This is a genomic window from Intrasporangium sp. Soil_C_50 (genome assembly GCF_057656595.1).
Genome location: NZ_JBDGKB010000012.1, coordinates 112,566 through 137,091, shown reverse-complemented (window position 1 = coordinate 137,091; position 24,526 = coordinate 112,566). Strand labels below are relative to the sequence as shown.

The window sequence follows — 24,526 nt, the reverse complement described above, 5'->3', positions numbered from 1 at the left end:
GACGACGCCACACCGCCCTCGACGGGCTCCCACCGATCAGCCGCCTGTCACCAACGTCATGACCGGGTACACCTAGGGGCGACGACCGGCGACGCGCGCGGGCTTTGTCACGCCAGTCCCCCACGCCAGCCAGCCGACGCGTCGGCACCGGCGCGTCAGGCGTGGCGTCCCGTGTGGGCGGTGGGGTGCATGACCTCGGCCCGCTGCTGCACGAGCAGCACGGCCCCGACGACGATGCACACGACCTCGGCGATCGCGGCAGCCCAGACCGACCAGCCGCGCCACTCCGTGTGCACGCCCATGAGCCCGACCGTCGAGGCGATGGTGAACGCGCCGAGCGTCGCGGCGCCGAAACCGAGCGTGAGGAACGCCGGGACCCAGTGCCGCCACCGCACGAGCAGCACGGCGATGACGATGCCGGCCACGACGTTGACGAGGAACATCGGCCCGACGCTCTGGTTGCGCACGCCGTCGAACCACAGGTAGAGGTGCACTCCGGCGGAGACGAGCAGCGCCGCGGCACCCACGAGTCGCAGGGTCATCGAGACCCTCCCTTCAGTGTCACAGCCGGTCGTGAGACGCGCGGCCCGCTGTTGGTTGGACACCCTTGACGACGCCTGTCGGGACAGGTCGGTTCAGCGGAACGAGGTGAGGATGCGGTCGCGGACGGCGCTCATCGGCCACACCGGTGCACCGGCGCCGGGGCGCAGGCCGGCGCCCCAGCCCCATGCGTCGACGCGGCTGCTGACACCGGCGTCGCGGGTCAGCAGGGCGACGGGCACGTCGTGCGACGCGTTGTCGCCGGAGACGACGCTGGCGGGCTGGTGGTCGCCGAGGACGAGCACCACGAGGTTGCGGTCGCGAGTGTTCGTCAGCCACGACACGACGCTCTCGAGGGAGTACGCGACGGTCCGCGCGTACGCGTCGCGCACCCCGGCGTCGGTGCGCCAGACGACCTGTTGCGGGATCGCCGTGCCGGCCTGGGCCGCGAAGACCGAGCCGTCGCCGAGGCTCGTCCAGTCGACGAGGCGCGGCAGGGGAGCCCATGGGATGTGGCTCGTCACGAGGTCGATCTCGGCGAGCACCGGCCGGCGGGAGGACGGTGCGAGCTCGAGGCGGTCGAAGGCCGACAGCGTGTACTGGTCGGGCATCGGCGCGTAGCCGAAGCCGGGTCCGCGGTAGCCGAGCGTGCGGGCGTCCCACACCTGGTCGTAGCCGTAGAAGTCGCGGCCCTCGGGCCAGTCGTGGCGGTTGGCGGGCACGACGTCGACGGTGCGGTAGCCGGCCTTGGCGAAGACGTGGCTCAGGGTGAGCCGCTGCGTCGTGACCAGCTGGTCGTAGCGCTGCTGGCTGTCGACCCACAGCCCGGACTGGGTGCTCGAGTGCGCGAGCCAGCTGAAGCCGCCGAAGGTCGGAGACCTGAGCCAGGCACTGCGCATCGAATAGCCTTGTGCGGAAAGCGCCTTCGTTCCGCTCGCCAGGGCCTGGTCGACGACCGGGGCGTCGAGGGCGACCTTGCCGTAGCTCTCGACGAAGACGACGACGACGTCCTTGCCGCGCAGCGCGCCGAGCAGCCCCGACGTGTCGGCTGCGGCGAACGGGTCGGTGCCGATGGCCGTCGCGAAGGCGGCGTGGTCGCGGACGTCGGCGACGGCCTTGCGCGCCTGCGCGTCGGCCAGCGCGACCGTGCTCGACGCGGCGAAGGGCACCCCGGGCGTCAGGGCAGTGCCCGTGACGAGAGCCACGAGCCAGACCGCCGCGAGGGCGGCGAGGAGCCGCCGGGCCGGCGTGCGGTGCCGTTCGGCGAGCCGGGCCAGGCGGCGCAGGGCGAGCGGCACCGCTGCGAGCACGCCGAGGAGCGCCAGCCCGGCCGCCACCGCCGCCACGACGGCGACGACCGTGCCGGACGCGTCGTTGACCAGATCGAAGCCGGACGCCGCGTAGCGCCAGTCGCTGAGCAGGTTGAACGGCCGGTAGAAGAAGACGTCGCGGAACACGAGGTCGAGGATGCGGACGAGCAGGAGCACGGCGAGCAGGACGCCGAGCGGCGGGAGCACCCACCGACGGACCCACCGGCCCACCCGCGACGGCACGGCGAGGACGAACGCGCCGATGACGAGCACCTCGACGGGGATGCGCAGGAACGCGACGGGTCGCAGGGGCGACGAGGTGGGGGCCGTGAGCGTCACCCACACGAGGGCGCCGGCGAGCAGCGTCAACGCGGTCGCCCCTGCGCGGCGCGCGCGCGGACCGGGCCCGACGCGTCGACGCGCCCGGCCCGACGTCGGCGCCGGCGCGGTCACCCGGACCGCCGCTGCGCGATGAGGACCCGCGTGTCGGCCATCGTCACGATGACGGCGCGCCCCGAGGTCACGGCCACGGGCCGGTCCGGCCTCGCGGGCTCCGGTGCCGACACGGGCGTGGCCGCGGCGGCGCTGTCGGTGCTGTCGGGGCTGTCGGTGCCGCGCCGGCGCCACAGCGTCGCGGCCTCGGTGCCGAAGGACACCGCGAGCGCCCCGAGCCCCAGCCCGACGACGCCGACGGCGAGCGCGGGTTGCAGCAGTCCCGAGGCGGCCGCTGTGAGCCCGACGCCCTGGTAGGCGGCGACGGCCTTGCGCCACCGCCGTGCCGGCACCCCCCGACGCAGCCACGGCGCGAACCGTTGGGCGGCGAGCAGCAGGTAGCGGGCGGCCCCGACGCCGAGCACCCACCAGCCGACGTCACGGGACACGTGGACGGCGAGCACGAGGATGAGGAAGGCGTCGGACTCCATGTCGAACCGGGCTCCGAAGGCGCTGACGGTGCCGGTGCGCCGGGCGACGCGCCCGTCGACGGCGTCGAGCGACAGCCCGACCGCCGCGAGCGCGACGAGCGCAGCAGTCCGCGTCCCGGCGCCGGCGTCCGCGTGGCTCGTCGCGGCGTCCGCCACGAGGGCGGCGACGCCGCAGGTCAGCACCGCCCGCGCCAGGGTGACGCCGTCCGCGGGCCCCGGCATCGAGCGTCCGGACGCTGCGAGCCCGACGGTGACGAGAACGAGAAGGACCGTGGCACAGGCGAATCCGACCGCGAGCCCGGCGGGCCCGACGCCCACCCCGACCGTCAGAGCCAGGACGAGCGCCACCGACGTGGCGAGCCCGACCACAGGGCCCCGGTGAACCATCCGTCCCACGCTACCTCCGGCTCGTCGGGCGGGCACCGGGCCCCGGAGGGCGGCCCGCATCGCACCCAAGGACGCCGGCCGCCACCCCCCGGTTCACGCGACGCATCGGCCGCGAGGCGGCCGGGCGTGGTTACGCTGGCGCCGTGGCGACAGACGCGAGGGCGTTCTGGCTGGTCGAGCCCGGCAGGGGCGAGATCCGGCCCGAGGCCGTGCGCGCTCCCGGCCCCGACGAGGTGCTCGTGCGCACGCTGCACTCCGGCGTCAGCAGGGGCACCGAGACGCTCGTCTTCCGTGGCGCCGTCCCCCGCAGCCAGTGGGACGCGATGCGGGCGCCCTTCCAGGACGGTGACTTCCCCGCGCCGGTCAAGTACGGCTACCTGTCCGTCGGCGTCGTCGAGGAGGGGCCGGACGCGCTGCGCGGGCGGACCGTCTTCAGCCTGCACCCGCACCAGACCGCCTACGTCGTGCCGGCGTCGGCCGTCGTCGTCGTGCCCGACGGGGTGCCGCCGCAGCGGGCCGTGCTCGCCGGCACGGTCGAGACCGCCGTCAACGCGCTGTGGGACGCCGCGCCCCTGCTCGGCGACCGCGTGGCCGTCGTCGGCGCGGGGATGGTCGGCTCCAGCGTCGCCCGTCTGCTCGGGCGGTTCCCCGGAGTCGAGTGCACGCTCGTCGACGTCGACACCTCCCGCGCCGAGACCGCCGCGCGCCTCGGCGTCGGTTTCGCGAACCCGGCGACCGACCGCCTGCCACTCGGCGAGTGCGACCTCGTCGTCCACGCGAGCGCCACCTCGGCCGGGCTGCAGACCGCCCTCGACCTGCTCCGCCCGGAGGGCACCGTGATCGAGCTCAGCTGGTACGGCGAGAAGACCGTCGAGCTGGCGCTCGGCGGGGCGTTCCACTCGCGGCGACTCGCCATCCGGGCCAGCCAGGTCGGCGTCGTGTCACCGGCGCGGCGCTCCCGGTACTCGACCTCGGAGCGACTCGCCCTCGCGCTCGACCTGCTGCACGACGACGCCTTCGACGCGCTCGTCACGGGCAGCTCGCCGTTCGAGGACCTGCCCGACGTGCTGCCCCGGCTCGCCGACGGCAGCCTCCCGGCGATCTGCCACGCCATCACCTACCCGACCACCCCGACCACCCCGACCACCGACGGAAAGGCCTGACCGATGTTCGGCGTCACGGTCCGCGACCACATGATGGTCGCGCACAGCTTCGAGGGCGAGCGGTTCGGCCCGGCCCAGCGCCTGCACGGCGCGACGTTCGTCGTCGACGCGACCTTCCGCGGGCCCGAGCTCGACGGCGACGGCATCCTGCTCGACATCGGCCTGGCCACGGAGCAGGTGCACGAGGTTGTCGGGGCCCTCAGCTACCGCAACCTCGACGACGACCCAGACCTCGCGCGCAACACCTCCACCGAGGTGCTCGCCCGCCTCGTGGCCGACCGCCTCGCCGAGCGCGTCGCGGCCGGCGACCTCGGCACCGAGCCGGGCCGGCTCACGGGGCTCGTCGTGACGCTCCACGAGTCGCACGTCGCGTGGGCGTCGTACGAGCGCACCGTGTGAGGGCCTGAGGGTGCCCACCCTCCACGCCGTCCTCCCCGACGCGGTCCACGACCCCGCGCGGCCGAGCGGGGGCAACACGTACGACCGACGCGTCCTGGCCGGGCTCACCTCGCTCGGCTGGACCGTGCACGAGCAGCTCGTGACGGGGCGGTGGCCCGAGCCCGACGCCGTGGGGCGGCGGTCCCTCGCCGACGCGGTCGGACGAGTCTGCGCCGACGGACCCGTGCTCGTCGACGGGTTGCTCGCCTCCCGCTCGCCCGACGTGCTCGTGCCCCTCGCGCGTCGCACCCCGCTCGTCGTCCTCGTCCACCTCCCGCTCGGCGGTGAGCCCGAGCGCGCCGTGCTCGCCGCGGCCGCTGTCGTCGTCACGACGAGCGCGTGGTCCCGGGACCGCATCGTCGCCCTGCACGGTCTCGACCCCGCCCGCGTCCACGTCGCCGAGCCCGGCACCGACCCGGCAGCCCTTGCGGCCGGCACGCCCGGTGGCGGGTCGCTCCTCTACATCGGGGCCGTGACCCCGCTCAAGGGCGTCGACGTGCTCGTCGGCGCGCTCGCCACCCTCACCGACCTGCCGTGGCGGTGCGTCGTGGCGGGGTCGCTCGAGGTCGACGCGTCGTTCGCGGCGCGCGTGGTGGAGCGGACACGTCGGGCCGGGGTCGCCGACCGCGTCACCTTCCCGGGGCCGCTCACGGCCGATGCGCTCGGCGACGCGTACGCCGCGGCCGACCTGCTCGTGGCGCCCTCGCGCGCCGAGACGTACGGGGTGGCCGTCGCCGACGCCCTCGCCCGCGGCCTCCCGGTCGTCGCGAGCGACGTCGGCGGACTGCCGGACACCCTTCGAGGACCCGAGCACCGGGGCCTCGACCGGATGAGTCCACCTGCGCACTCGACGGGGGATCCGGGCGTGACGGGGGTGCCTGGGGTGCTCGTGCCGGCCGGCGACCCGGCCGGCCTCGCGGCGGCCCTGCGCGCGTGGCTGACCGACCCCGGGCTGCGCGGACGGTTGCGGTCCGGGGCTGTCGCGCGGCGCGAGACCCTGGCACCGTGGTCGGAGACGGCTCGACGCGTCGATGCCGTGCTCCGGGGGCTCGGCCCCTGACCGGCGGCCGGCGCTTCGGGAGGCGGCCGACGGGGTAGTGGAGGGTCAGACCGGTCGAGGTCGAGGTCGAGGTCAGCCGCTGAACCTGGCGGTGCCCGGTGGCGTCCTCGCAGATGGCGCCGCAACGGCGTCGACGGACAGGCGTGCGGAGGAGGCGGTGATGGCTCGGACTCCAAGGCGGCTACGCCTGCTCGGCATCGGCGCGCTCGTGGCCGTGCTCGCGTGGCGGGTGGGACCCGCAGCCCTGGGCGACGCGCTCCGCGGCGTCGACGCGCGTGCCCTCGCGGTCGCGGCAGTGGCGGCCCTGGCCGTCGCGGCGGTCTCGACGCCGTGCGTGGCGTGGCGCTGGGTGCTCGTCGCGCGGGGTCTCGGCCTCGAGCTCTCGCTCCGAGACGCCGTCGCCGCGTCGTACCGGGCCCAGTTCCTCAACGTGACGCTGCCGGTCGGGGTGGCCGGCGACGTGCACCGCGCGGTGTCGCACGGTCGCTCGTCCGGTGACGTCGGTCGCGGGGTGCGGGCCGTGCTGTGGGAGCGGACGGCCGGCCAGGTGGTGCAGGTCGGGCTCGCAGTGGCCGTGCTGCTGGCGGCGGCCTCGCCGCTGCGGTCCGTCGTCATCGACCACCTCGCGGCGCTCGGCGCCGTCGTGCTCGTGATCGTCGTCGCGGTCACGGTCGCCCTCCGGATCCGATTGCGCGACAATGCTTCCCGAGCCTCCCGCGTGGCTCGTGCTCTCGTCGGCGACGTGCGTCACGGCCTGCTCGCCCGACGCGTCTGGCCGGGTGTCGTCGCCGCGTCGGCCGTCGCCGTCGTCGGTCACGTCGCCACCTTCCTGCTCGCCGCGTGGGCTGCCGGCGCCGCCGTGACCCCGATGCAGGTCGTGCCGATCGCCTTCGTCGTGCTGCTCGCGGCGGCCCTGCCCCTCAATGTCGCGGGATGGGGCCCGCGCGAGGGTGCGGCCGCGTGGGCCTTCGGCGTGGCGGGCCTCGGAGCCGCCCAGGGCGTCGTCGTCGCGGTCGTCTACGGCGGCCTCGTCATGGTGGCCGGCCTGCCGGGTGCGGTGGTGCTGCTCCGCGACGGTGCACGCCGGCCCCGCCGCACGGGTGGCCGGGTACGCGTCGACCCGCCTGCACGCGTCGACGGTGTCGTGGGAGGCGCCCGTGCCTGACGTCGGAGACAGCACCCCAGCCCTGCGCAGCCGTCGGGCCGCACGGACGGCCGGGTCACACCGGCCCACCACGCGCCCGACGCCCGACGCGTCCACCACGCCCGACGCGTCCACGTCACCCGACGCGTCCGCGGTGTCCGCTGCGCGGCCGTACGTCGTGCTCAGCTGCGGCATGTCGATCGACGGCTATCTCGACAGCCCGACGCCGCAGCGGCTGCTCCTGTCGAACGACGACGACTTCGACCGCGTCGACGCCGAGCGGGCCGCGTCCGACGCGATCCTCGTCGGCGCCGCGACGATCCGCCACGACGACCCCCGCCTGCTCGTCCGGTCCGCGGAACGCCGCGCCGAACGCGTCGCCCGCGGCCTGCCCGCGTCACCGACGAAGGTGACGCTGACCCGGCGGGCCGACCTCGACCCGAGCGCCCGGTTCTTCGCCGCCGACGACGCCGAGAAGCTCGTCTACTGCGCCTCCCCCGCGCTCGAGTCGGCCCGCCGCCGGGTCGGGCACCGCGCCACCGTCGTCGACGCCGGCCATTCCTGCGACCTCCGACGCGTCTGGGCCGACCTCGCCGGGCGCGGCGTCGGCCGGCTCATGGTCGAGGGCGGCGGCACGGTGCACACCCAGGTGCTCGCCGCCGACCTCGCCGACGAGCTGCAGCTCGTCGTCGCGCCGTTCTTCGTCGGCAGCTCGCGCGCCACCCGGTTCGTCGGCGACGCCGCGTTCCCGTTCAACGAGCAGCGGCGAGCCCGGCTGGCCGAGGTGCGCCAGATCGGCGACGTCGTCCTGCTGCGCTACGCCCTCTCGCCCCGCTTCGACGAGACGGACGACGGTTTCGACCACGGCACGAGGGGGAACGCATGACCCAGCCCATGCCCCGCTCACACCGCCCCGCCGGGGCCGCGCCCGCCGGGACCGCGCCCGCCGGGGCGGTCACGCCGATCCGACCTGCCGGGGGCCCGCCGCCACCGGCGTCGGTCCGGGCCGCGGTGCGGGTGCCGGTCGCGCTGGCCGACGGGTTCGAGACCACCGCGCTGGCGTACTCGTTCACCGGCCTCGTCGACGGGCTCGAGCACGTCGCTCTCGGACTCGGCGACCGCGCCGACCCCGCCCGTTCGTCCCACCGCCGCGCACACGGCCCCGAGGCGCCACCGCTCGTCCGGCTGCACAGCGAGTGCCTGACCGGCGACGTGTTCGGCAGCCAGCGCTGCGACTGCGGCCCGCAGCTGCACGAGGCCGTCCGCCGGCTCACGGCCACCGGCGGCTACCTGCTCTACCTGCGACAGGAGGGCCGCGGCATCGGCCTCTATCCCAAGCTCGACGCGTACGTCCTGCAGGACTCCGGCCTCGACACCTACCAGGCCAACGTCGCGCTCGGCTTCGGTCCCGACGAGCGCGACTACACCGTCGCCGCGCAGATGCTCCTCGCGCTCGACCTGCCACGCGTCCAGGTGCTGACGAACAACCCCGACAAGCCGGCCCAGCTCGAGCGCCTCGGCATCGGAGTGACCCGGCAGGTGCCGACCGCCGTCCACGTGTCTCCCGCGAACGCCCAGTACCTGTCGACGAAGGCCACCCGCGGCGCCCACACGCTCGACCTCCCGCCCGCCTAGAGCTGCCGCCCCACTTCGGTTCGAGGTATTCGCGCGTCCCAGAGACCGCGCAGATACCTCGAACCGGGAGGTCGGACGCGTCAGTCGCCGGCGATGCCGCTGCGCTCGACGCCCTGGACGATCCAGCGCTGGAGGAACAGGAACATGAGCAGAAGCGGCAGGATCGCGACGAGCGCGGCCATGAACAGCTGGCTCACCTGCACCGACTGCGCCGTGAGGAAGGTCGACAGCGCGATCTGGACCGTCCACGACTCCTGGTCGCGGCCGATGACGAGCGGCCAGAGGAAGGCGTTCCACGAGCCGATGAAGGTGATGGTGCCGATGGCGGCGACGAAGCCCGTGGAGTTCGGCACGACGATGCGCCAGAAGGTGCCCCAGTACGAGAGCCCGTCGATGAACGCGGCCTCCTCGATCTCCTTGGGGAAGTTCAGGAAGAACTGCCGGAAGAGGAACGTCGCGAGCGCCTGGAAGAGCCCCGGGATGATGAGTCCGCGCAGCGTCGAGATCCAGCCGAGCGTCGACACGAGCACGAAGCTCGGCACGAAGGTCACGGCCGCGGGGATGAGCAGCGTCGCGGTGATCGAGTAGAAGACCGCGTTCGACCATCGGTAGGGGATCCGGGCGAGGCCGTAGCCGGCCAGTCCCGACACGACGAGGACGCCGACCGTCTGGGTGACGGCGATGAGCCCGGAGTTGACCAGCGAGCGGGCCATCGGGATCGCCGGGTTGGCGAACAGGTCGGTGAGGTTGGCCGTGTTCCACGTCGGCGGCAGCCAGTGGAAGTCGGGCGAGGAGAGATCCTGCTCGCGCATGAACGCGCTGCGCACGACGAGGTAGAACGGCACGAGGAACAGCAGCGCCGCGACGACGAGCGCGCTGTACCGGGCCCACCCGGCGACGCGGGACTGACGCTTGCTGCGGACGATGGCCATCAGGCGTCCCTCTCCCCGATGCGCAGCAGCCGGCCCTGCACGACGGCGACGATCGCGATGATGAGCGTCAGGATGACGGCGCCGGCCGATCCGTGGCCGAAGTCCTGACCCGAGCCGAGGGCCGTGTAGTAGAGGTACACGAGCGGCGGCCGGGCGTATGGCGGGTAGGTGCCGAACGTCGACAGGATGTTGTAGAACTCGTCGAACGCCTGGAACGCGTTGACGAGCAGGAGCAGCAGCACCGCCGTCGACGTCGCCCGCAGCTGCGGCAGCGTGATGTGCCGGAACACCTTCCACCCCTCGGCGCCGTCGATCGCGGCGGCCTCGTAGAGCGTCGGGCTGATCCGCTGGATGCCCGCGAGGAAGAGGATCATGTAGAACCCGATCTGCAGCCAGAGCCGGGCCGTGACGATGACGAGCCAGTACCAGGGCGGGTCGGCGAGGCTGAGCCACGGGATCGAGTCGACGCCGAACCAGCCGAGCACCGCGTTGGCCAGGCCCGAGCGGATGCCGCTGAAGATCGACATCTTCCACACGAGGGCCGCGACGACGTACGAGCAGGCCGTCGGCAGGAAGAACACCGAGCGGAAGAACGCCTGCATGAACCGCGTCCGCGCCACGAGCAGCGCCGCGCCGAGCGAGAGCACGAAGGTCGTCGGCACGATGAAGATCGCGAAGAAGAGGAAGGTGAGCAGGCTGCTGCGGAACGCCGGGTCGCGCAGCATGTCGAGGTAGTTGCCGACGCCGACGAACTGCGTCGGGGTCACCGTGTTGTACGCGTCGAAGAACGACAGGTAGATCGACCACGCGATCGGCACGTAGACGAAGACGACGAGCCCGAGGACGAACGGCCCGACGAAGAGCCAGAACCACACGTTGCGGTTCTGGTAGCCGCGCAGCCGCCGACCCGGCGGAGGGTGGGGTGGACGCGTCGACGCGGGGGGCGACGCGTCCACCCGGGTGGTCGCCGGCGCGCTCAGGCGAGCACCCTCTTGAGCTCGGGCTCGGCGACGGCCTTGACCTTGGCGATCTCCTGGGCCGGGTCGGCACCCTCCTTGACGATGCGGTTCATCGCGTCGCCGAAGGCCGTGACGCACTTGGGCGTCCACAGCAGGGGACTCTGCGCGTGGCCGACGTCGGTCGCGAGCTTGGCGGCGTCGGCGGCCTGCCCCTCCTTGAGCGTCGAGGCCTGGCCGATGAGGCTGGTGCGTGAGGGGATGTGGAAGCCGTACGCGGTGGCGAAGTCGAGCTGGTACGCGGTCTGGTCGACCCAGAGCCACTTGGCGAACTTCTTCGCGGCGTCGACGTCCCTGGCCTTGGCACTGACGCACGAGCCGTACGCGCCCACGGGCACCGACGCCTTGCCCTGGCCGTCGAGGGCCGGCCAGGCCAGGACGCCGAAGTCGTCGCCGAGGCCCTTCTTGATGTCGGGGAAGGTCCACAGGCCGGTGAACTGCATCGCGGCGAGGCCGGAGGTCAGGGCCGACGCGTCGAACCAGTCCTTGGGCGCGCCGAGCAGCAGCACCTTGGCCTCCCACATCTCGCGCAGCTTGCCGAGCGCGGTGGCGGCGCGAGGGTCGTCGAAGCCGAACTCGTTGCTCTCCGTGAGGTAGTCGAGGCCCGCCGACCACAGCATCGGGCCGCCCATGAGGCTCGCGCCGCCGTCGTTGCCGAGGAAGAGGCCCTTGACGTTGCCCTGCGTCAGCTTCTTGGCCGCGGCGATGAGCTCGTCGATGGTCTGCGGGGGCTGGATGCCGGCCTTGTCGAGCATCGACGTGCGGTAGACGAGCAGCTGCATGTCGACGACCTGCGGGATGGCCCAGACCTTGTCCTGATAGGTCATCCGCTTGAGGATGCCGGGGTTGAAGTCGCTCCTGGCGTCGCCGAGCAGGTCGGTGAGGTCGACGACCTGGTTGCCCTTGATCATGTCGATCGTCGGGCCGTTGCCGTACTCGAAGACGTCGGGGCCGGCGTCGGTCAGCAGCGACGCCGCGGTGGACTGGTCGTAGTCGCCGGGCTTCCAGCTGACCTTGACCGTGGCGTCCTTGTAGGCGGCGGCGTACTTCTCGACGGCCTGCTGGGTGCCGGCCTCGCCGTACTGGTGGTACCACTGCTGGATCGACGCGCCGCCACCTCCGCCCCCGGTGGCCCCGCCGGACGCCGCGGGCTCGCGGCCGGTGTTGCTGCCGCACGCGGCGAGGGCGCCGGTGACGACCGCCGCCCCGCCGAGGCCGAGAAGGGTCCGGCGGCTGAACGCGCCGGAGAGCTGGGTGAGCTGGGTCTGCTGGTCCGTCATTCCCCTGGGTCCTTCCTGCCCGTGGCACGGGCACCGAGTGTCGGCCGGGCCCTGACTGAACAGATACCCGTCCGCGCTCGATCGTAAGCCGCATATCGGACCGTCGCCTTTGCAGGCGTTGGCGATTCGCGGGCCGGAGGGCGGCGGTGAGCCGGCTGCGCCGCTCAGATGGCGGCGGGCGAGTCGAGGGGGTTGTCGGCGGCGGTCTCGGAGGCGGTGCGCAGCAGCTCGCCGATGAGGATCAGGGTCTGCTCGTCCTCGGGCAGGATGCGCCGCCCGAACGGTCCGCGGGCCAGCGCCACGCCCTCGCCGATGCGCAGCACGGTGCGGCGCACGTCCTCGCGGGTGCCGGCGTCCATCCGCTCGAGCAGCCGCGTCACCGCGAGCATGCCCGACACGACGCTGCGCCCGTCGAGCTCGAACTCGTCGAAGAGCCAAGCCCGTTCGGCGGCCGCCCCGGCCAGTACCTCGCGGCCCGGGCCCTCGCTGCGCAGGGCCGCCGACGTGGCGGCGTCCCAGAACGCGCCGCGCTCGTCCTCGTCGAACCGGACCCGGCCGGCCAGGGCGCTCAGCACCCACACCGGCGCGAGGCGCAGCGTCAACCACTCGACGGCCGTCCACTCGTCCTGCCAGCGGCCCATGACGCCACCTCCTCCTGCCCGCGCGAAGACCCGACGGGTGACCCGTCCAGCGTACGACCGGCGCGCAAGCGGCTCCCCGCCCGATGACCGGCCACCGTCCGGCACGACCGTCCGGCGCGGGCATCCCCGGGCGGCCTCGTGCGTTGTCAGTGAGGATCGGCCGCAGCCCGCTGCCGCCCGGCGGCAGGCCCGCCCGGGCCGCACCCTCCAGAGAGGCACCGTGCATGACCCAGCTCCCCGACCTCACCGGTCGCCACGTCGTCGTCACCGGCAGCAACAGCGGCACCGGCAAGGAGGCGGCCCGACGCCTCGCGGCCGCCGGCGCCGACGTCGTCATGGCGGTGCGCTCCACCGACAAGGGCGAGGCGGCCCGCGCAGAGATCCTCGAGGGCAGCCCCGACGCGTCGGTGACGGTGCGCCGGCTCGACCTCGCCGACCTCGCCTCGGTGCGGGCGTTCGCCGGCGAGCTGCTTGCCGAGGGGCGGCCGATCGACGTGCTCGTCAACAACGCCGGCGTCATGGCGCCGCCGAAGCGGTTCGAGACCGTCGACGGGTTCGAGCTGCAGCTCGGCACGAACTTCCTCGGCCCGTTCGCGCTGACCAACCTCCTGCTGCCGCTCGTGCTCGCCGGCGAGCAGCCGCGGGTGGCGACGATGACGAGCGGCGCTGCTGCGATGGGTCGGATCGACTTCGGCGACCTGCAGTGGACCTCTCGCCGGTGGAGCGGCTGGCGCTCCTACGCCCAGTCCAAGCTCGCCGACAGCCTCTTCGGCCTGCAGCTGGCCCGGGTGGCCACCGAGCGTGAGTGGCCGCTCCTCAGCACTCTCGCCCACCCCGGCTACACCCGGACCAACCTGCAGGTGGCCGGGGCGAGCCTCGGCCGCGAGGGTGCCAGGCCGCCGCTCTACACCCGCATCTCGGTGCTGCCGGTGCAGGAGGTCGAGCAGGGCACCGAGCCGCTCCTGCACGCCGTCGCCGACCCGACCGCCACCCAGGGCGCGTTCTACGGCCCGGGCGGCCGGTTCGGGCTCGCGGGTCCGACGACGCTCGTGCCCCAGCCGCGGTCGGCCCGCAAACCCGAGCTCGCCGCGTCGCTGTGGGCCGTGGCCGAGAAGCTCACCGGCACGACGCTGCCCGACTGACGCGTCCGCTGCGTCTGGTGATCGGCATCCGACGCGCCTCGACGACCGGGCGCAGCACGGCCTCGACGTCCGGCGCGCAGAACCAGCGGCGCAGGCAGTCGTCGGCCAGCACGTTGGCGAGCGATCCGAGCACCATCGACTGGTCGAGCGACAGGTAGCCCTCGCCCGGCTTGGCGCACGGGCTGAATCCCCAGTAGCCGTAGTCCATCTCGTCGAGGGCGTACTCGCGCTGGAGGGCCACGGTACGGGCCTCGTTGACGCCCCAGGTGCCCAGCGCCCGTGCGGCCTCGGGCACGAAGATCGTCGGCATCAGCGCCTCGAACATCGAGCCGCCGTAGGTCGGCACGACGTTTGTCAGGCATGCAGGAGTCCTCGGGGAGGGAAGGGTTCGCGGGAGCGCTCCGACGGACCGCCACGAACTGACGCGTCGGGCGTGGCTGAGCACGGACGCCGCCGGTCGACGCGCGTCGTGGCCGTCCGTCGGACGCGCGCCGGAGGAGAAGGCGGAGGAGGCGGAGCTCAGGCGCCGGCGACGGACGTCTGGTCCCAGTCGCAGCCGCAGGAGCCGCGGACGACCAGACGCGTCGGGAGCACCTGGGGGTGCACGTCGGTGGTGCGCCCGCCGATGCGCTCGTGGAGGCGGATCGCGGCCCAGCGACCGAGCTCGCGCATCGGTTGCTGCACCGTGGTGAGGCCGGGGGCGAGGTACCGGGAGGTCATGATGTCGTCGAAGCCGACCACTGCGAGGTCGCGCCCGACGACGCGCCCCTCCCGCGCCAGCAGGACCATCGTCGCGAGCGCGAGCTCGTCGTTGGCACAGACGAGCCCGTCGACCGGGCCCTCCGATGCCTCGATCGCCCGCAGGCCCTCCATGACGGCACGGCCCGAGTGCTCTTCGTACGGCACGTCGATCGGCGCGGCCACCTCTTCGCCCCGCTTGCGGGCGAGCGCGTGCTGGAAGCCGCGGTAGCGCTCCGACACGTCGTGCGAGGTGGCGGTGTCGCCGACGAAGACGAGGCGTCGGCGTCCGTGGTCGAGCACGTGTCGCGTCAGCTCGGCCGAGCTGATGAAGTTCTCCACCTGCACGGCGTCGGCACCCTCGATGGCGTCGCGCGCCACGAGGACCGTCGGTGTCGAGCGGACGATCTGGCGCACCATGGCGTCGCTGACTGTGTCGTTGGCGATGACGATGCCGTCGACCCGGGCCAGCATCCGGCGCACCGCCGCCTCGACGTCCTTCGACGCGTCGCAGACGAGCACGACCGTCGACTGGTTGTCGGCAGCGGCCGTGGACTCGAAGCCCGAGAGCAGCTCGGAGTAGTAGGGCCCGCGCAGGCCGGGCAGGACGAGCCCGTGCGTCTCGTGCTGGGGCACGTCGACCGGGCGGCCGGCCCGGAGCGGGACGTACTCGAGCTCCTCGACCGCCCGCAGCACCCGCTGCCGGGTGCGGGCCGACGCCGGGGTGGACCCGCTGAGCACGCGCGAGACGGTGGCGATGGACACGCCGGAACGCTCGGCCACGGTGTAGATCGTCACCGGGCGAGCGTCGTCGCTGCTTGTCGTCACCGAGGCCCCTTCGCGTCGGGACAACTGTGCACGGCGTCAGCCGAGCGGACAAGCCGGGCGCGCGGTCGCGCCCGGCCGGTCGGTCGCTGCTCGGGTCAGAAGGGGTTGGGGATGGCGTCGATGAGCTTGCGCGTGTACGCGTCGCTCGGGTCACGGATCACCTTGAGGGTCTGGCCCTGCTCGACGACGCGGCCCTGGTTGAGCACGATGACCTCGTCGGCGAGCATCCGGGCGCTGAGCAGGTCGTGCGTGATGTAGAGGATGCCGACGTCGCTGTCCTGGACGAGGTCGTGGAGCAGCTCGAGGATCTCGGCGCGGATCGACACGTCGAGGCTGCTGATCGGTTCGTCGGCGACGATGATCTCGGGCTGCACGGCGAGCGCCTTGGCGATGACGACGCGCTGGCGCTGGCCGCCGGACAGCTCGTAGCCGTACCGGTTGACGAAGCGGTCGGCCGGGGTGAGGGCGACCTTCTCGAGCAGCTCGTGCACGCGGTCGCGCAGCTCGGCGCCCTTGAGCCCGTGGTAGTTCGCGAGTGGGCGGGACAGGATGTAGCCGAGCCGCTTGGCCGGGTTGAGCGAGCTGTACGGGTCCTGGAAGACCATCTGCACGTGGCTGCGGTAGTCGCGCAGGCCGCGTCCGCGGAAGCCGGATACGGTCTCGTCGCCGCGCGGGCCGTGGAAGACGATCCGCCCCGACGTCGGGCTGTCGACGCCGGTGATCATGCGGGCCAGCGTCGACTTGCCGCTGCCGCTCTGGCCGACGAGTGCGGTCACCTCGCCCTTGCGCAGCGTGAACGACGCGTCGGTGACGGCCTCGACCTTCGTGACGGTCAGGCCGCGGCGGCGGCTGAACACCTTCGACACGTTCTCGACGGTGAGGATCGGCTCGCCGCGCGCCGCGTCGGCCGACTCCGCAGCCGTCTTGACGAACTGCGGCCCCTCGAAGTGCCTTGTCGGCTCACCGAACTCGAGCGCGCCATCCTCGGTGCGCTGCAGCCGGGCCACGTGGCAGGCGGCGCGACCACCGCACAGCGGCGCCAGCTCGGGCTCGACGCTCGTGCACCGCTCGATGCGCTCCGGGCACCGCGGCGCGAAGCTGCAGCCGGCGATCGGCAGCGAGAGGTCCGGCGGGCGGCCGGGCACGTACGTGATCCGGACCTCCTCGGCCCGCGGGTCGCCGTAGGAGCCGAGCAGGCCCTTGGAGTACGGGTGCAGCGGCTCGCGCAGCAGCCCGGCCGCGGTCTGCTCCTCGACGATCCGACCGCCGTACATGACGAGGATCCGGTCGGACAGGTCGAGCACGGTGCCGATGTCGTGGCTGATGAAGAGCACCGCGAAGCCCTGCTCGGCCTGCAACCGCCGCACGTTCTCGAGGATCGAGTGCTGCACGACGACGTCGAGCCCGGTGGTCGGCTCGTCGAGGAGCACGAACTTCGGCTCGAGGGCGAGCGCCAGGGCGAGGTTGACACGCTGGCGCATGCCGCCGGACAGCTCGTGCGGGTAGGCGCCGATGAACTTGTGGTCGATGATGACCATGTCGAACAGCTCGCGGATGCGACGCGTCACGGCCTCCCCACGCAGCCGGGAGTGCTGCTCGATGACGTCGCGGAACTGCGCCTCGACGCGCGTCACCGGGTTGAGCGAGTTCATGCTGCTCTGGAAGACGGTCGAGATGTCGCGCCAGCGCAGCGACCGCAGCTCGTCCTCGGGCAGGCTCGTGATGTCGGTGCCGTCGAAGGTGATGCTGCCGCCGCTGATGCGGCCCGGGCGCTGGAGCAGGCGCAGCACCGCGGTACCGAGCGTCGTCTTGCCGGAGCCGGACTCGCCGATGAGACCGACGAACTCGCCGGGCGCGACGCTGAAGGAGACGTCCTGAACGGCGTCGAGCGCGCGGTGCGACTTGGGCTCGTAGCGGACCGACAGGTCCTTGACCTCGAGCAGGCTCATGCGTCCTCCCTCAGGTGGGGGTTGCTCAGCAGGTCGACGCCGAAGTTGATGAACGACATGCCGGTGATGAGGATGGCGAGGACGAGGCCGGGGGTGAAGACCCAGAGCCACAGTCCCTGCGTGATGGCGCCCTGCGCGTTGGCCTGGTAGAGCATCGTCCCCCACGACACGCTCTGCGTGTCACCGAGGCCGAGGACCGCGAGGCCGGCCTCCGCGCCGATGGCACCGGTGGCGGCGCCGACGAAGGCGGCCACGACGAGCGAGCTCATGTTGGGCAGGATCTCGCGGAAGATGATGCGCAGCGTGCCCTCGCCGGAGAACTTGGCGGCCGTCACGAAGTCGCGGTTGCGCAGGGTGATGATCTGAGCGCGCTTGGCCCTCGCGCCGCCCGCCCACGAGGTGATGGCGATGACGAACACGATGAGCCACACACCGCGCACCTCGCTGTACGCGACGAGCGTGATGATGAGCGGAAGCGCCGGGATGACGAGGGCGACGTTGGTGACGAACGACAGGATGTCGTCGACGATCGTGCCCTCGGCGTAGCCCGAGACCATGCCGATGACCAGCGCGATCAGCGTCGCCAGCAGTCCGCCGAAGAGGCCGACGAGCAGGGAGACCCGGGTGCCGTAGATGAGCTGGGAGGCGATGTCGCGGCCGTCGGTCGTCGTTCCGAGCCAGTTCTCGGCGCTGGCACCCGCCAAGGGGGTGAACGACGAGTCGAGCGGGTCGTGCGGGGCGATGAGGGGTGCGAAGACGGCGACGAGCACGTAGACCGCGACGATGACGATGCCGACGCGTGCCTTCCTGCTGCTCCACATCACCTCCCACCAGCGGTCGGGACGCTCGGCGTCGGGCACCTGCTCGACGTTGACGGCCTGGGTCGGGTCGCCCTCGGACATCACCTCGTGGACCGGCAGAGTGGTCATGACTGGGCCCTCCTGGCGCGCGGGTCGAGCACTCCGTAGAGCAGGTCGGCGACGAGGTTGGCGACGAGCACCCCGACGGTGGTCAGCAGCATCAGCGTCTGCAGCAGCGGGTAGTCCTTGTTCTGCACGGCCTCACCCATGAGACGGCCGAGGCCCGGGTAGTCGAAGGCCTGCTCGACGAGGATGGCGCCGCCGAGCACGCCGCCCAGGGCCAAGGCGAAGCCGGTGACGCTGGGCAGCAAGGCGTTCCGTGCCGCGTACTTCAGGGCTACGGCCCGGTCCGGCAGGCCCTTGGCCCGCGCCAGACGGATGTAGTCCTCACCGAGGTTCATGATCATCGTGTTGCGCATGCCGAGGATCCAGCCGATCGGCGTGACGATGAGCAGGGCCACGGCCGGCAGGAACGAGTGCGACACCGCCTCCTGGATGAACGGGAAGTTGAAGCCGGGTGTCGACTCCTCGTAGCCGCCCGAGGTCGGGAACCAGCCGAGGGTGTAGCCGAAGACGTAGAGCAGCAGCAGCGCGATCCAGAACGGCTGCAGCGTCCCGAGGAAGGTCGACCCGAGGGTCACGACGGAGTCGAGGCGCGAGTTGCGCCGCCACGCCGCATAGGCACCGAGGACGATGCCCACGACGAAGGAGAGCACCTGCGTGACGGTCACGAGGATGACCGTCCACCAGAAGGCCTGGCCGATGACCTCGGTGACCTTGAACGGGTAGTAGCTGTAGCTGAGGCCGAAGTTGCCGCGGACGAGCTGGCCGAGGTAGTCCCAGTACTGCGACAACAGTGAGCCGTCCGGGGCGCCGAGCATGGCACGCATGGCCTTGACCTGGGCCGGGTCGAGCTGCGCGTCCTTGCCGGCCAGCTTCTTGACCATGATCTCGGCCGGGTCGCCGGGCTGCAGGCGCGGGATGAGGAAGTTCAGCGTCACCACGGCCCAGAGGGTCGCCAGGAAGAAGCCGAGCTTGCGGGAGACGTACTTCATCGCGTCCTCCTGTCCTCGGTCAGGCGCGGCCGGCCGGGCGGGGCGGGCACGAGTGCCCGCCCCGCCGTGCCGGGAGATGCCGGTCGCATCACTTCGGCGCGGTGAGCCGCGTCATGACGAGGAGGCGGTCGTCGGACGGGTTGGCGTACGCGTTGTCCTCGCTCGGCCAGCCGACGGCGTGGTCGGTGCGGTAGATGATGCGCGCCGGTGCGTAGATGAGCGAGGTGACGGGGTACTTCGTCATCATCGTGTCGACGAGCTCGCCGAGGTACTTCTTCTGGTCGGCCTTGTCGATCGACTCCGAGAGGTCCTTGACCGCCTGGTCGGTGGCCGGCTCGCTGTAGCGCTCGACGTTCGGGAAGATGTCGGTCGCGGTCGGGATCTGCTTGCTCGAGAGCTTGGCTCCGATGTTCTTGGCCAGCTCGCAGCCGCCGTGGAGGTACTCGAACATCAGCTGGAAGTCGCCGGTCTTCTTCTGGCCGTCGACCGAGTCGGGCGCCGAGGCAGTCACCTTCGTGTTGACGCCGGCGGCGTTCATGCCCTGGGCCACGACGTCGGCCATCGCCTGGTAGTCGATGAAGCCGGCCTGCACCGAGAAGTTCACCGCCAGCGGCGAGCCGTCCGGGTTGGTGCGCTTGCCGTCGGCGCCCTTCTTGTAGCCCGCGGCGTCGAGCAGCTGGTTCGCCTTGGCCACGTCGTAGGGCAGGACCGTGTCCTCACCGGCGTACTTCTCCGGCAGCAGGTCGCTCATCGAGGGCAGCTTGAGACCGGTCTGGCTGGCCGGCTTCATGATGCCGTACGTGGCCTTCGTCGACATGCTCTGCTTGTCCATCGCGTAGCTGATGGCCTCGCGGAACTTCGGGTCGTTGAACGGCGGCTTCTGGTCGTTGCCGGTCAGCACGGTGGTGCCGTTGGGCGCGTAGTAGAAGTGGTTGTTCTTCGGGTCGGCGTCGACGAACGTCTTCTGCGGGTTGGGGATCTCGCCCCAGTAGGCGTCGAGCTGGCCCGAGCGCAGCTTGAGCGCGGCCTGCGAGGCGTCGTAGTTGCCCTCGAGGACGAGCTTCTTGACCTTGATCTTGTCGGCCTGCCAGTAGTCGGCGCGGCGCTCGAGCACGAGGCGGCGGCCGTTGTAGCTGCCGATCTTGAAGGGACCGGTGAAGATCGGCGTCTTGTCGACGTACTTCGACGGGTCGCCGACGGTGCCGTAGTAGTGCTCGGGCAGGATCTTGGTGCTGATGATGCTGTCGTACTTCGGGGCGGCGTTGCCGCTGAACTCGAAGACGACCTGGTTGCCCTGGGCCGTCACGGACTTGGCCGGGGCGCCGAACGTGTCGTTCCAGACGCCTGCCTTGTCGATCGCGGGGTACTTCTTCAGCAGGTTGAACGTGAAGGCGACGTCCTCCGCGGTGAACGGCTTGCCGTCGCTCCACTTGACGCCCTGGCGGATGTCGAGCGTCAGCTTGGTGGGCCCGTCCCAGGTCGCCTTGGTGGCGAGCCAGGGGGTCTCCTCGCAGGTGAGGTTGTTGCGCACGATCAGCGGCTCGTAGAGCCAGTTGGTCGTCAGCGGCTTCGGGGAGTTGGGGTTGTAGTTGACCAGGCCGCCGACGGTCGCGTCGGCCTCGGCCGGGAACGTCAGCTGCTCGATCATGCCGCCGCCACCACCGCTGCCCTGGTTCGCCTTCTGGGCGGCGCTGCCGGCGCATCCCGTCAGGGCGAGGGCGGCGGCCGTCAGGCCGGTCACGATCAACAGGGGTTTGGTACGTGTTCGCGTCATTGCGGACCTCCGTCAGGGGGCGGGAATTCCTCTGAGAATTGGGGCGGCCCGTCACGGATGTCAACGCTTTCGACGCATGTAACTACTTTCATGCACTTCCGCGTGCTCACGCTGACTTTCATTTGTTTTCAAGGCAATTGGGGGTGGAGGTCCGAGAGACGCTGGTGGTACGAAAGATCCGTGCTCGACGACAACGCCGTCCTCTCCGCCCTTCCGGCCCGTACCCTCAGCAGCGCCGCCGGTCTCACCGCCGAGGTGCTCGACGACGGTGCGCTGCGCCGTCTCGAGGCCTTCGGGCTGAGCCTCCTGCTCCACCCGGCAAGCGTCTCCGAGGCAGGTCTGGCCAACGTCCACCTCCGGGTGCACCGGCCGGACGGCGTGAGCCGCCTGCCCCTGCTGGGCCCGGACGCCGCGGGCCCGGACGCCGGTGCGCGTACCGTCTCGCTCGGCAGCGAAGGCCCCGGTGGCACCGACCGCACCGTCGTCGAGGGCGTCCACGAGGGCATCGCCTACCGGCTCACCCTGGCCCTGGGCCGCGAGCACCCGAGCTGGCACTGGCGCCTCACGACGCGCAACACCACCGACGCCGCCGTCCGCGTCGACGCCGTGCTGACCCACGACCCGGCCCTGGCTCCGCTCGGTGCCGTGCGCACCAACGAGTACTACGTCGCCCAGTACCTCGACGTGACGCCCGTGGCCGTCGACGGCCACGGCACAGCCCTCGCCGTACGGCAGAACATGCCCGGCCCCCGCGTGCCGTGGCTGCTCGTCGGCACGACCGGCCGCGGCACCGGCTGGGCCACCGACGCGCTGCAGCTCGTCGAGCGCCGTGCCGACGGCGTCCGCTGGCCGGGCCTCGACGCACCCGAGCTCCCGGGCGAGCGCCACCAGCACGAGCACACCTTCGCCGCCCTTCAGGACGAGGCGGTGCACCTCGCGCCCGGCGCCTCGCACACCACCGGCTTCTGGGGCATCGTCGTCGAGCACCACCCGGAGGCCACGTCCGACGCCGACGCCGAGTGGGCGCACGCCGCCCTCGCCGACGGCCCTGACGCGCCCGACGCGTCCGGGGACGGGGACGTCAGCAGCGACGCCGGCCGCCGCGCGTCCGACGGTGCCGGAGCCCACGCGTCCGGCGACGGCACCGGTGCTCCCGCGCACTCGACGCTGTGGTCGAGCGCGCCCGGCTTCCCGTCGCGCGGGCTGATGGGCGACGAGCTCGACGCCCTCGGGCAGACCGCCGGCCGCCGCCACGTCGAGACGATCGACGGCACCGAGGTGGCGTGGCAGCTGCCCGACGGCCAGCTCGTCACGGCCGCCAAGGAGCTCGCCGTCCTGCGCCCGCACGGCCAGCTCCTGCGCACCGGCGACGCCCTGACGCCCGACACCCGCACCCTCACCTCGACGGTGTGGATGGCCGGCACCTTCCACTCGCAGCTGACCCGCGGCCATGCCGGCCGGCAGACCGCCGTCACCGGGCGACGCACGTACCTGGGCCTGCTCCGCGCCAGCGGCGTGCGACTATTCGTCGACGACGGCGCCGGCGGCTGGCAGCTGCTCGAGACGCCGAGCGCCTGGAAGGTCGGCCTCGACCACGCCACGTGGTGGTACGCCGACGCGTCCGGCCTCCGCATCGCCGTCACCTCCACCGCCCCGGCCGACGAGCACCGGCTCGGCCTCACGGTCGAGCAGTCGGGTGGGGCTCCCCGGCGACTGCTGCTCACGGTCCAGGTGGCCGACGATTTCACCGACGCCCCCGAGATCACGCTCCACGACGGCGGCGCCGAGGTGACGCCGGCGGGGTCGCCCCGCGCGTGGCACGTGTCGTGGACCGGGCGCGGCGACGCCGAGGCCGGCGACGCGCGTCTGCAGTCCGACGGCCGCACCCGCAGCGAGGGCTGGCTCACCGTCCTGCTCGAGCCGGCGGCCGCCGTCGACGTGACGCTCACCGCGGGCGACGCGTCGGGCGACCCTCACGAGGTGCAGCCCTCCGACGCGCCGTTGGGCGCGAGCTTCTGGGACGCCACGGCCCACGCCGTCACCCTCGGCACCGACAGCCGCAATGACACCGACGCCTCCACCGCGACGCAGGTGGGCAACCTCGCCGCCGCGCTGCCGTGGTTCACCCACGACGCGTTCGTCCACTACCTGTCGCCGCGCGGGCTCGAGCAGTTCTCCGGCGGTGCGTGGGGCACCCGTGATGTGTGCCAGGGCCCGGTCGGGCTGCTCACCGCCCTCGACCGGCAGGACGCCGTGCGCGACGTGCTGCTCATGGTGTTCCGCGCCCAGAACGAGCGCGGCGACTGGCCGCAGGCGTTCGAGTTCCTGCCGCCGCTGCCCGAGTCGGGCCAGCAGGACTCGCACGGCGACGTCGTGTTCTGGCCGGTGCTCGCGGCCGGCGACTACCTGCGCACGACCGGCGACGCGTCGCTGCTCGACGAGCTCGTGCCGTTCGTCGGCGACGACGCCCTGGCCGCGCCGCTGCCGGTGGCCGAGCACCTCGCCGCCGCCGTGCGCCGCATCGCCGAGTCGACGGTGCCGGGCAGCCCGCTGCCGGCCTACGGCCACGGCGACTGGAACGACTCACTCCAGCCGGCCGACCCGCGTCTGGCCGCGAAGATGGTGTCGACGTGGACCGCCGTGCTGCAGACCCAGGCGCTGCGCACCCTCGCCGAGGGCCTGCGCGCGGCCGGGGGCGACAGCTCGACGGCGCGCCTCGCCGACGAGTGCGACACCCTCGCCGACGCCACGCACGCGGCGCTGTCCGCGCAGCTCGACGCCGACCCGGTGCTGCCCGGCTACCTGCTCCAGCAGGACGCCGGCGGCTTCGAGCCGCTCGTGCACCCGACCGACACGATGACCGGCCTGAGGTACGGCATCCTGCCCTGGATCCACGCCATCAGCGCCGAGCTGCTGACGCCCGAGCAGGCCCGCCACCACCTCGACCTCATCGGCGTGCACCTGCTCGGCCCCGACGGCGCGCGCCTCTTCGACCGGCCGGTGCGCTACGCCGGTGGCCCGATGAGCGTGTTCCAGCGGGCCGAGGCGAGCACGTTCTGGGGCCGGGAGATCGGCCTGATGTACATGCACGCCCATCTGCGCTACGCCGAGGCGCTGGCCCGGGTCGGCGACGGCGCGGCGCTGCTCGAGGCGCTGGCCAAGACGAGCCCGGTCGGCCTGGATGCGCTGGTGCCGCAAGCGCGCCCGCGCCAGACCAGCTGCTACTACTCCTCGTCCGACGGCGCCTTCACCGACCGGTACGACGCGCAGGACCGCTACGCGGCGCTCATCGCCGGCGACGTGCCGCTCGAGGGCGGCTGGCGGGTGTACTCCTCCGGCCCGGGCCTCGTGCTGCGGCTGGTCACCGAGGCGCTGCTCGGCGTGCGCCGCCGCGGCACCGACGTCGAGCTCGACCCGGTGCTGCCGCCGGGCTCGGGCGAGCTCGTCGCCACCGTCCCGCTCGCCGGCCACCGGGTCCGCCTGACGCTCACCGCGGGCGCGGAAGGGCACGGCGTCCGACGCGTCACCGTCGCTGGCCGTGACCTCGACACGCGCTCGCTCGCCAACCCCTACCGCCGCGGCGGCGTGGCCGTCACGCTCACCGACCTCGTCCCGACGCCCGACGCCCCCTACGCCGCAGCCGCGCCCGACGCGTCCGCATCCACGGTGTCCGGCACCCCCACCCTCGAGATCTCCGTGGAGACCTACTGA

Annotated in this window: 21 protein-coding genes; 8 read left to right on the top strand and 13 right to left on the bottom strand. The window is 72.6% G+C overall.

Going from position 1 to position 24,526, the window contains the following annotated elements; translation table 11 throughout:
- Nucleotides 1-155 precede the first annotated feature (155 nt).
- From AC3A5R_RS19045 to AC3A5R_RS19035, 3 genes are all read right to left on the bottom strand, one after another.
- Nucleotides 156-542 carry a hypothetical protein gene (locus AC3A5R_RS19045; protein ID WP_487622340.1) on the bottom strand — a complete coding sequence of 129 codons (387 nt, stop codon included), beginning with the start codon at nucleotides 540-542 and terminating at the stop codon, nucleotides 156-158.
- A gap of 93 nt (nucleotides 543-635) precedes the next feature.
- Complete coding sequence (locus AC3A5R_RS19040) at nucleotides 636-2,219, bottom strand: alkaline phosphatase family protein (protein ID WP_487622339.1); 1,584 nt, start codon at nucleotides 2,217-2,219, stop codon at nucleotides 636-638.
- Nucleotides 2,220-2,299: 80 nt separating this feature from the next.
- Entirely contained in the window at nucleotides 2,300-3,160 is an 861-nt protein-coding gene (locus tag AC3A5R_RS19035) for a CDP-alcohol phosphatidyltransferase family protein (protein WP_487622338.1), read from the bottom strand.
- A gap of 143 nt (nucleotides 3,161-3,303) precedes the next feature.
- Here AC3A5R_RS19035 and AC3A5R_RS19030 point away from each other — a divergent pair, with 143 nt between their 5' ends.
- From AC3A5R_RS19030 to AC3A5R_RS19005, 6 genes are all read left to right on the top strand, one after another.
- Nucleotides 3,304-4,323, top strand: a complete 1,020-nt coding sequence (locus AC3A5R_RS19030; RefSeq protein WP_487622337.1) for a zinc-dependent alcohol dehydrogenase — start codon at nucleotides 3,304-3,306, stop codon at nucleotides 4,321-4,323.
- Between the two features lie 3 nt (nucleotides 4,324-4,326).
- Nucleotides 4,327-4,722, top strand: a complete 396-nt coding sequence (locus AC3A5R_RS19025; protein ID WP_487622336.1) for a 6-pyruvoyl trahydropterin synthase family protein — start codon at nucleotides 4,327-4,329, stop codon at nucleotides 4,720-4,722.
- A gap of 10 nt (nucleotides 4,723-4,732) precedes the next feature.
- A complete protein-coding gene (locus AC3A5R_RS19020; RefSeq protein WP_487622335.1) occupies nucleotides 4,733-5,821 on the top strand; it encodes a glycosyltransferase family 4 protein in 1,089 nt (362 codons plus the stop codon).
- A gap of 160 nt (nucleotides 5,822-5,981) precedes the next feature.
- Nucleotides 5,982-6,986 (top strand): lysylphosphatidylglycerol synthase domain-containing protein, encoded by a 1,005-nt coding sequence (locus tag AC3A5R_RS19015; RefSeq protein WP_487622334.1) that lies wholly within the window; start codon nucleotides 5,982-5,984, stop codon nucleotides 6,984-6,986.
- On the top strand, nucleotides 6,979-7,851 hold the full coding sequence (locus tag AC3A5R_RS19010; protein WP_487622333.1) for a RibD family protein: 873 nt from the start codon (nucleotides 6,979-6,981) through the stop codon (nucleotides 7,849-7,851). The genes AC3A5R_RS19015 and AC3A5R_RS19010 overlap by 8 nt, the downstream gene beginning before the upstream one ends.
- On the top strand, nucleotides 7,848-8,600 hold the full coding sequence (locus AC3A5R_RS19005) for a GTP cyclohydrolase II (protein ID WP_487622332.1): 753 nt from the start codon (nucleotides 7,848-7,850) through the stop codon (nucleotides 8,598-8,600). The genes AC3A5R_RS19010 and AC3A5R_RS19005 overlap by 4 nt, the downstream gene beginning before the upstream one ends.
- Nucleotides 8,601-8,680: 80 nt before the next feature.
- Here the strand turns inward: AC3A5R_RS19005 and AC3A5R_RS19000 are convergent, their stop codons facing one another.
- The 4 genes from AC3A5R_RS19000 to AC3A5R_RS18985 form a co-directional block, all read right to left on the bottom strand.
- Nucleotides 8,681-9,532: a carbohydrate ABC transporter permease gene (locus AC3A5R_RS19000; RefSeq protein WP_487622331.1), complete on the bottom strand. Its 852-nt coding sequence runs from the start codon at nucleotides 9,530-9,532 to the stop codon at nucleotides 8,681-8,683.
- Nucleotides 9,532-10,488 (bottom strand): carbohydrate ABC transporter permease, encoded by a 957-nt coding sequence (locus AC3A5R_RS18995; protein WP_487622330.1) that lies wholly within the window; start codon nucleotides 10,486-10,488, stop codon nucleotides 9,532-9,534. Before AC3A5R_RS18995 ends, AC3A5R_RS19000 begins: the two co-directional genes overlap by 1 nt.
- A 20-nt stretch (nucleotides 10,489-10,508) precedes the next feature.
- Entirely contained in the window at nucleotides 10,509-11,828 is a 1,320-nt protein-coding gene (locus AC3A5R_RS18990; protein WP_487622329.1) for an ABC transporter substrate-binding protein, read from the bottom strand.
- 164 nt (nucleotides 11,829-11,992) lie between these two features.
- Nucleotides 11,993-12,469 (bottom strand): hypothetical protein, encoded by a 477-nt coding sequence (locus AC3A5R_RS18985; RefSeq protein WP_487622328.1) that lies wholly within the window; start codon nucleotides 12,467-12,469, stop codon nucleotides 11,993-11,995.
- A gap of 224 nt (nucleotides 12,470-12,693) precedes the next feature.
- Here AC3A5R_RS18985 and AC3A5R_RS18980 point away from each other — a divergent pair, with 224 nt between their 5' ends.
- Nucleotides 12,694-13,611: an SDR family oxidoreductase gene (locus AC3A5R_RS18980; protein ID WP_487622327.1), complete on the top strand. Its 918-nt coding sequence runs from the start codon at nucleotides 12,694-12,696 to the stop codon at nucleotides 13,609-13,611.
- Here AC3A5R_RS18980 and AC3A5R_RS18975 read toward each other — a convergent pair.
- The 6 genes from AC3A5R_RS18975 to AC3A5R_RS18950 all read right to left on the bottom strand — a co-directional run bounded on the left by AC3A5R_RS18975 (nucleotide 13,586) and on the right by AC3A5R_RS18950 (nucleotide 20,782).
- On the bottom strand, nucleotides 13,586-13,957 hold the full coding sequence (locus AC3A5R_RS18975) for a hypothetical protein (RefSeq protein ID WP_487622326.1): 372 nt from the start codon (nucleotides 13,955-13,957) through the stop codon (nucleotides 13,586-13,588). The genes AC3A5R_RS18980 and AC3A5R_RS18975 overlap by 26 nt on opposite strands.
- Nucleotides 13,958-14,130: 173 nt before the next feature.
- Nucleotides 14,131-15,177: a LacI family DNA-binding transcriptional regulator gene (locus tag AC3A5R_RS18970; protein WP_487622325.1), complete on the bottom strand. Its 1,047-nt coding sequence runs from the start codon at nucleotides 15,175-15,177 to the stop codon at nucleotides 14,131-14,133.
- A 95-nt stretch (nucleotides 15,178-15,272) separates the two neighbouring features.
- Nucleotides 15,273-17,126: an ABC transporter ATP-binding protein gene (locus tag AC3A5R_RS18965; RefSeq protein WP_487622324.1), complete on the bottom strand. Its 1,854-nt coding sequence runs from the start codon at nucleotides 17,124-17,126 to the stop codon at nucleotides 15,273-15,275.
- On the bottom strand, nucleotides 17,123-18,055 hold the full coding sequence (locus AC3A5R_RS18960; protein WP_487622323.1) for an ABC transporter permease: 933 nt from the start codon (nucleotides 18,053-18,055) through the stop codon (nucleotides 17,123-17,125). The genes AC3A5R_RS18965 and AC3A5R_RS18960 overlap by 4 nt, the downstream gene beginning before the upstream one ends.
- Entirely contained in the window at nucleotides 18,052-19,041 is a 990-nt protein-coding gene (locus AC3A5R_RS18955; RefSeq protein ID WP_487622322.1) for an ABC transporter permease, read from the bottom strand. Before AC3A5R_RS18955 ends, AC3A5R_RS18960 begins: the two co-directional genes overlap by 4 nt.
- Before the next feature lie 88 nt (nucleotides 19,042-19,129).
- Complete coding sequence (locus AC3A5R_RS18950; protein WP_487622321.1) at nucleotides 19,130-20,782, bottom strand: ABC transporter substrate-binding protein; 1,653 nt, start codon at nucleotides 20,780-20,782, stop codon at nucleotides 19,130-19,132.
- Nucleotides 20,783-20,995: 213 nt separating this feature from the next.
- Between AC3A5R_RS18950 and AC3A5R_RS18945 the strand changes: the two genes are divergently transcribed.
- Nucleotides 20,996-24,526 carry a GH36-type glycosyl hydrolase domain-containing protein gene (locus AC3A5R_RS18945; protein ID WP_487622320.1) on the top strand — a complete coding sequence of 1,177 codons (3,531 nt, stop codon included), beginning with the start codon at nucleotides 20,996-20,998 and terminating at the stop codon, nucleotides 24,524-24,526.

Coding starts and splice junctions, on each gene's coding strand:
- AC3A5R_RS19025 (WP_487622336.1), top strand. CDS start 4,327: ATGTTCGGCGTCACGGTCCGCGACCACATGATGGTCGCGCACAGCTTC.
- AC3A5R_RS18985 (WP_487622328.1), bottom strand. CDS start 12,469: ATGGGCCGCTGGCAGGACGAGTGGACGGCCGTCGAGTGGTTGACGCTG.
- AC3A5R_RS19015 (WP_487622334.1), top strand. CDS start 5,982: ATGGCTCGGACTCCAAGGCGGCTACGCCTGCTCGGCATCGGCGCGCTC.
- AC3A5R_RS18980 (WP_487622327.1), top strand. CDS start 12,694: ATGACCCAGCTCCCCGACCTCACCGGTCGCCACGTCGTCGTCACCGGC.
- AC3A5R_RS19035 (WP_487622338.1), bottom strand. CDS start 3,160: ATGGTTCACCGGGGCCCTGTGGTCGGGCTCGCCACGTCGGTGGCGCTC.
- AC3A5R_RS19000 (WP_487622331.1), bottom strand. CDS start 9,532: ATGGCCATCGTCCGCAGCAAGCGTCAGTCCCGCGTCGCCGGGTGGGCC.
- AC3A5R_RS18955 (WP_487622322.1), bottom strand. CDS start 19,041: ATGAAGTACGTCTCCCGCAAGCTCGGCTTCTTCCTGGCGACCCTCTGG.
- AC3A5R_RS18960 (WP_487622323.1), bottom strand. CDS start 18,055: ATGACCACTCTGCCGGTCCACGAGGTGATGTCCGAGGGCGACCCGACC.
- AC3A5R_RS18990 (WP_487622329.1), bottom strand. CDS start 11,828: ATGACGGACCAGCAGACCCAGCTCACCCAGCTCTCCGGCGCGTTCAGC.
- AC3A5R_RS19045 (WP_487622340.1), bottom strand. CDS start 542: ATGACCCTGCGACTCGTGGGTGCCGCGGCGCTGCTCGTCTCCGCCGGA.
- AC3A5R_RS19005 (WP_487622332.1), top strand. CDS start 7,848: ATGACCCAGCCCATGCCCCGCTCACACCGCCCCGCCGGGGCCGCGCCC.
- AC3A5R_RS18965 (WP_487622324.1), bottom strand. CDS start 17,126: ATGAGCCTGCTCGAGGTCAAGGACCTGTCGGTCCGCTACGAGCCCAAG.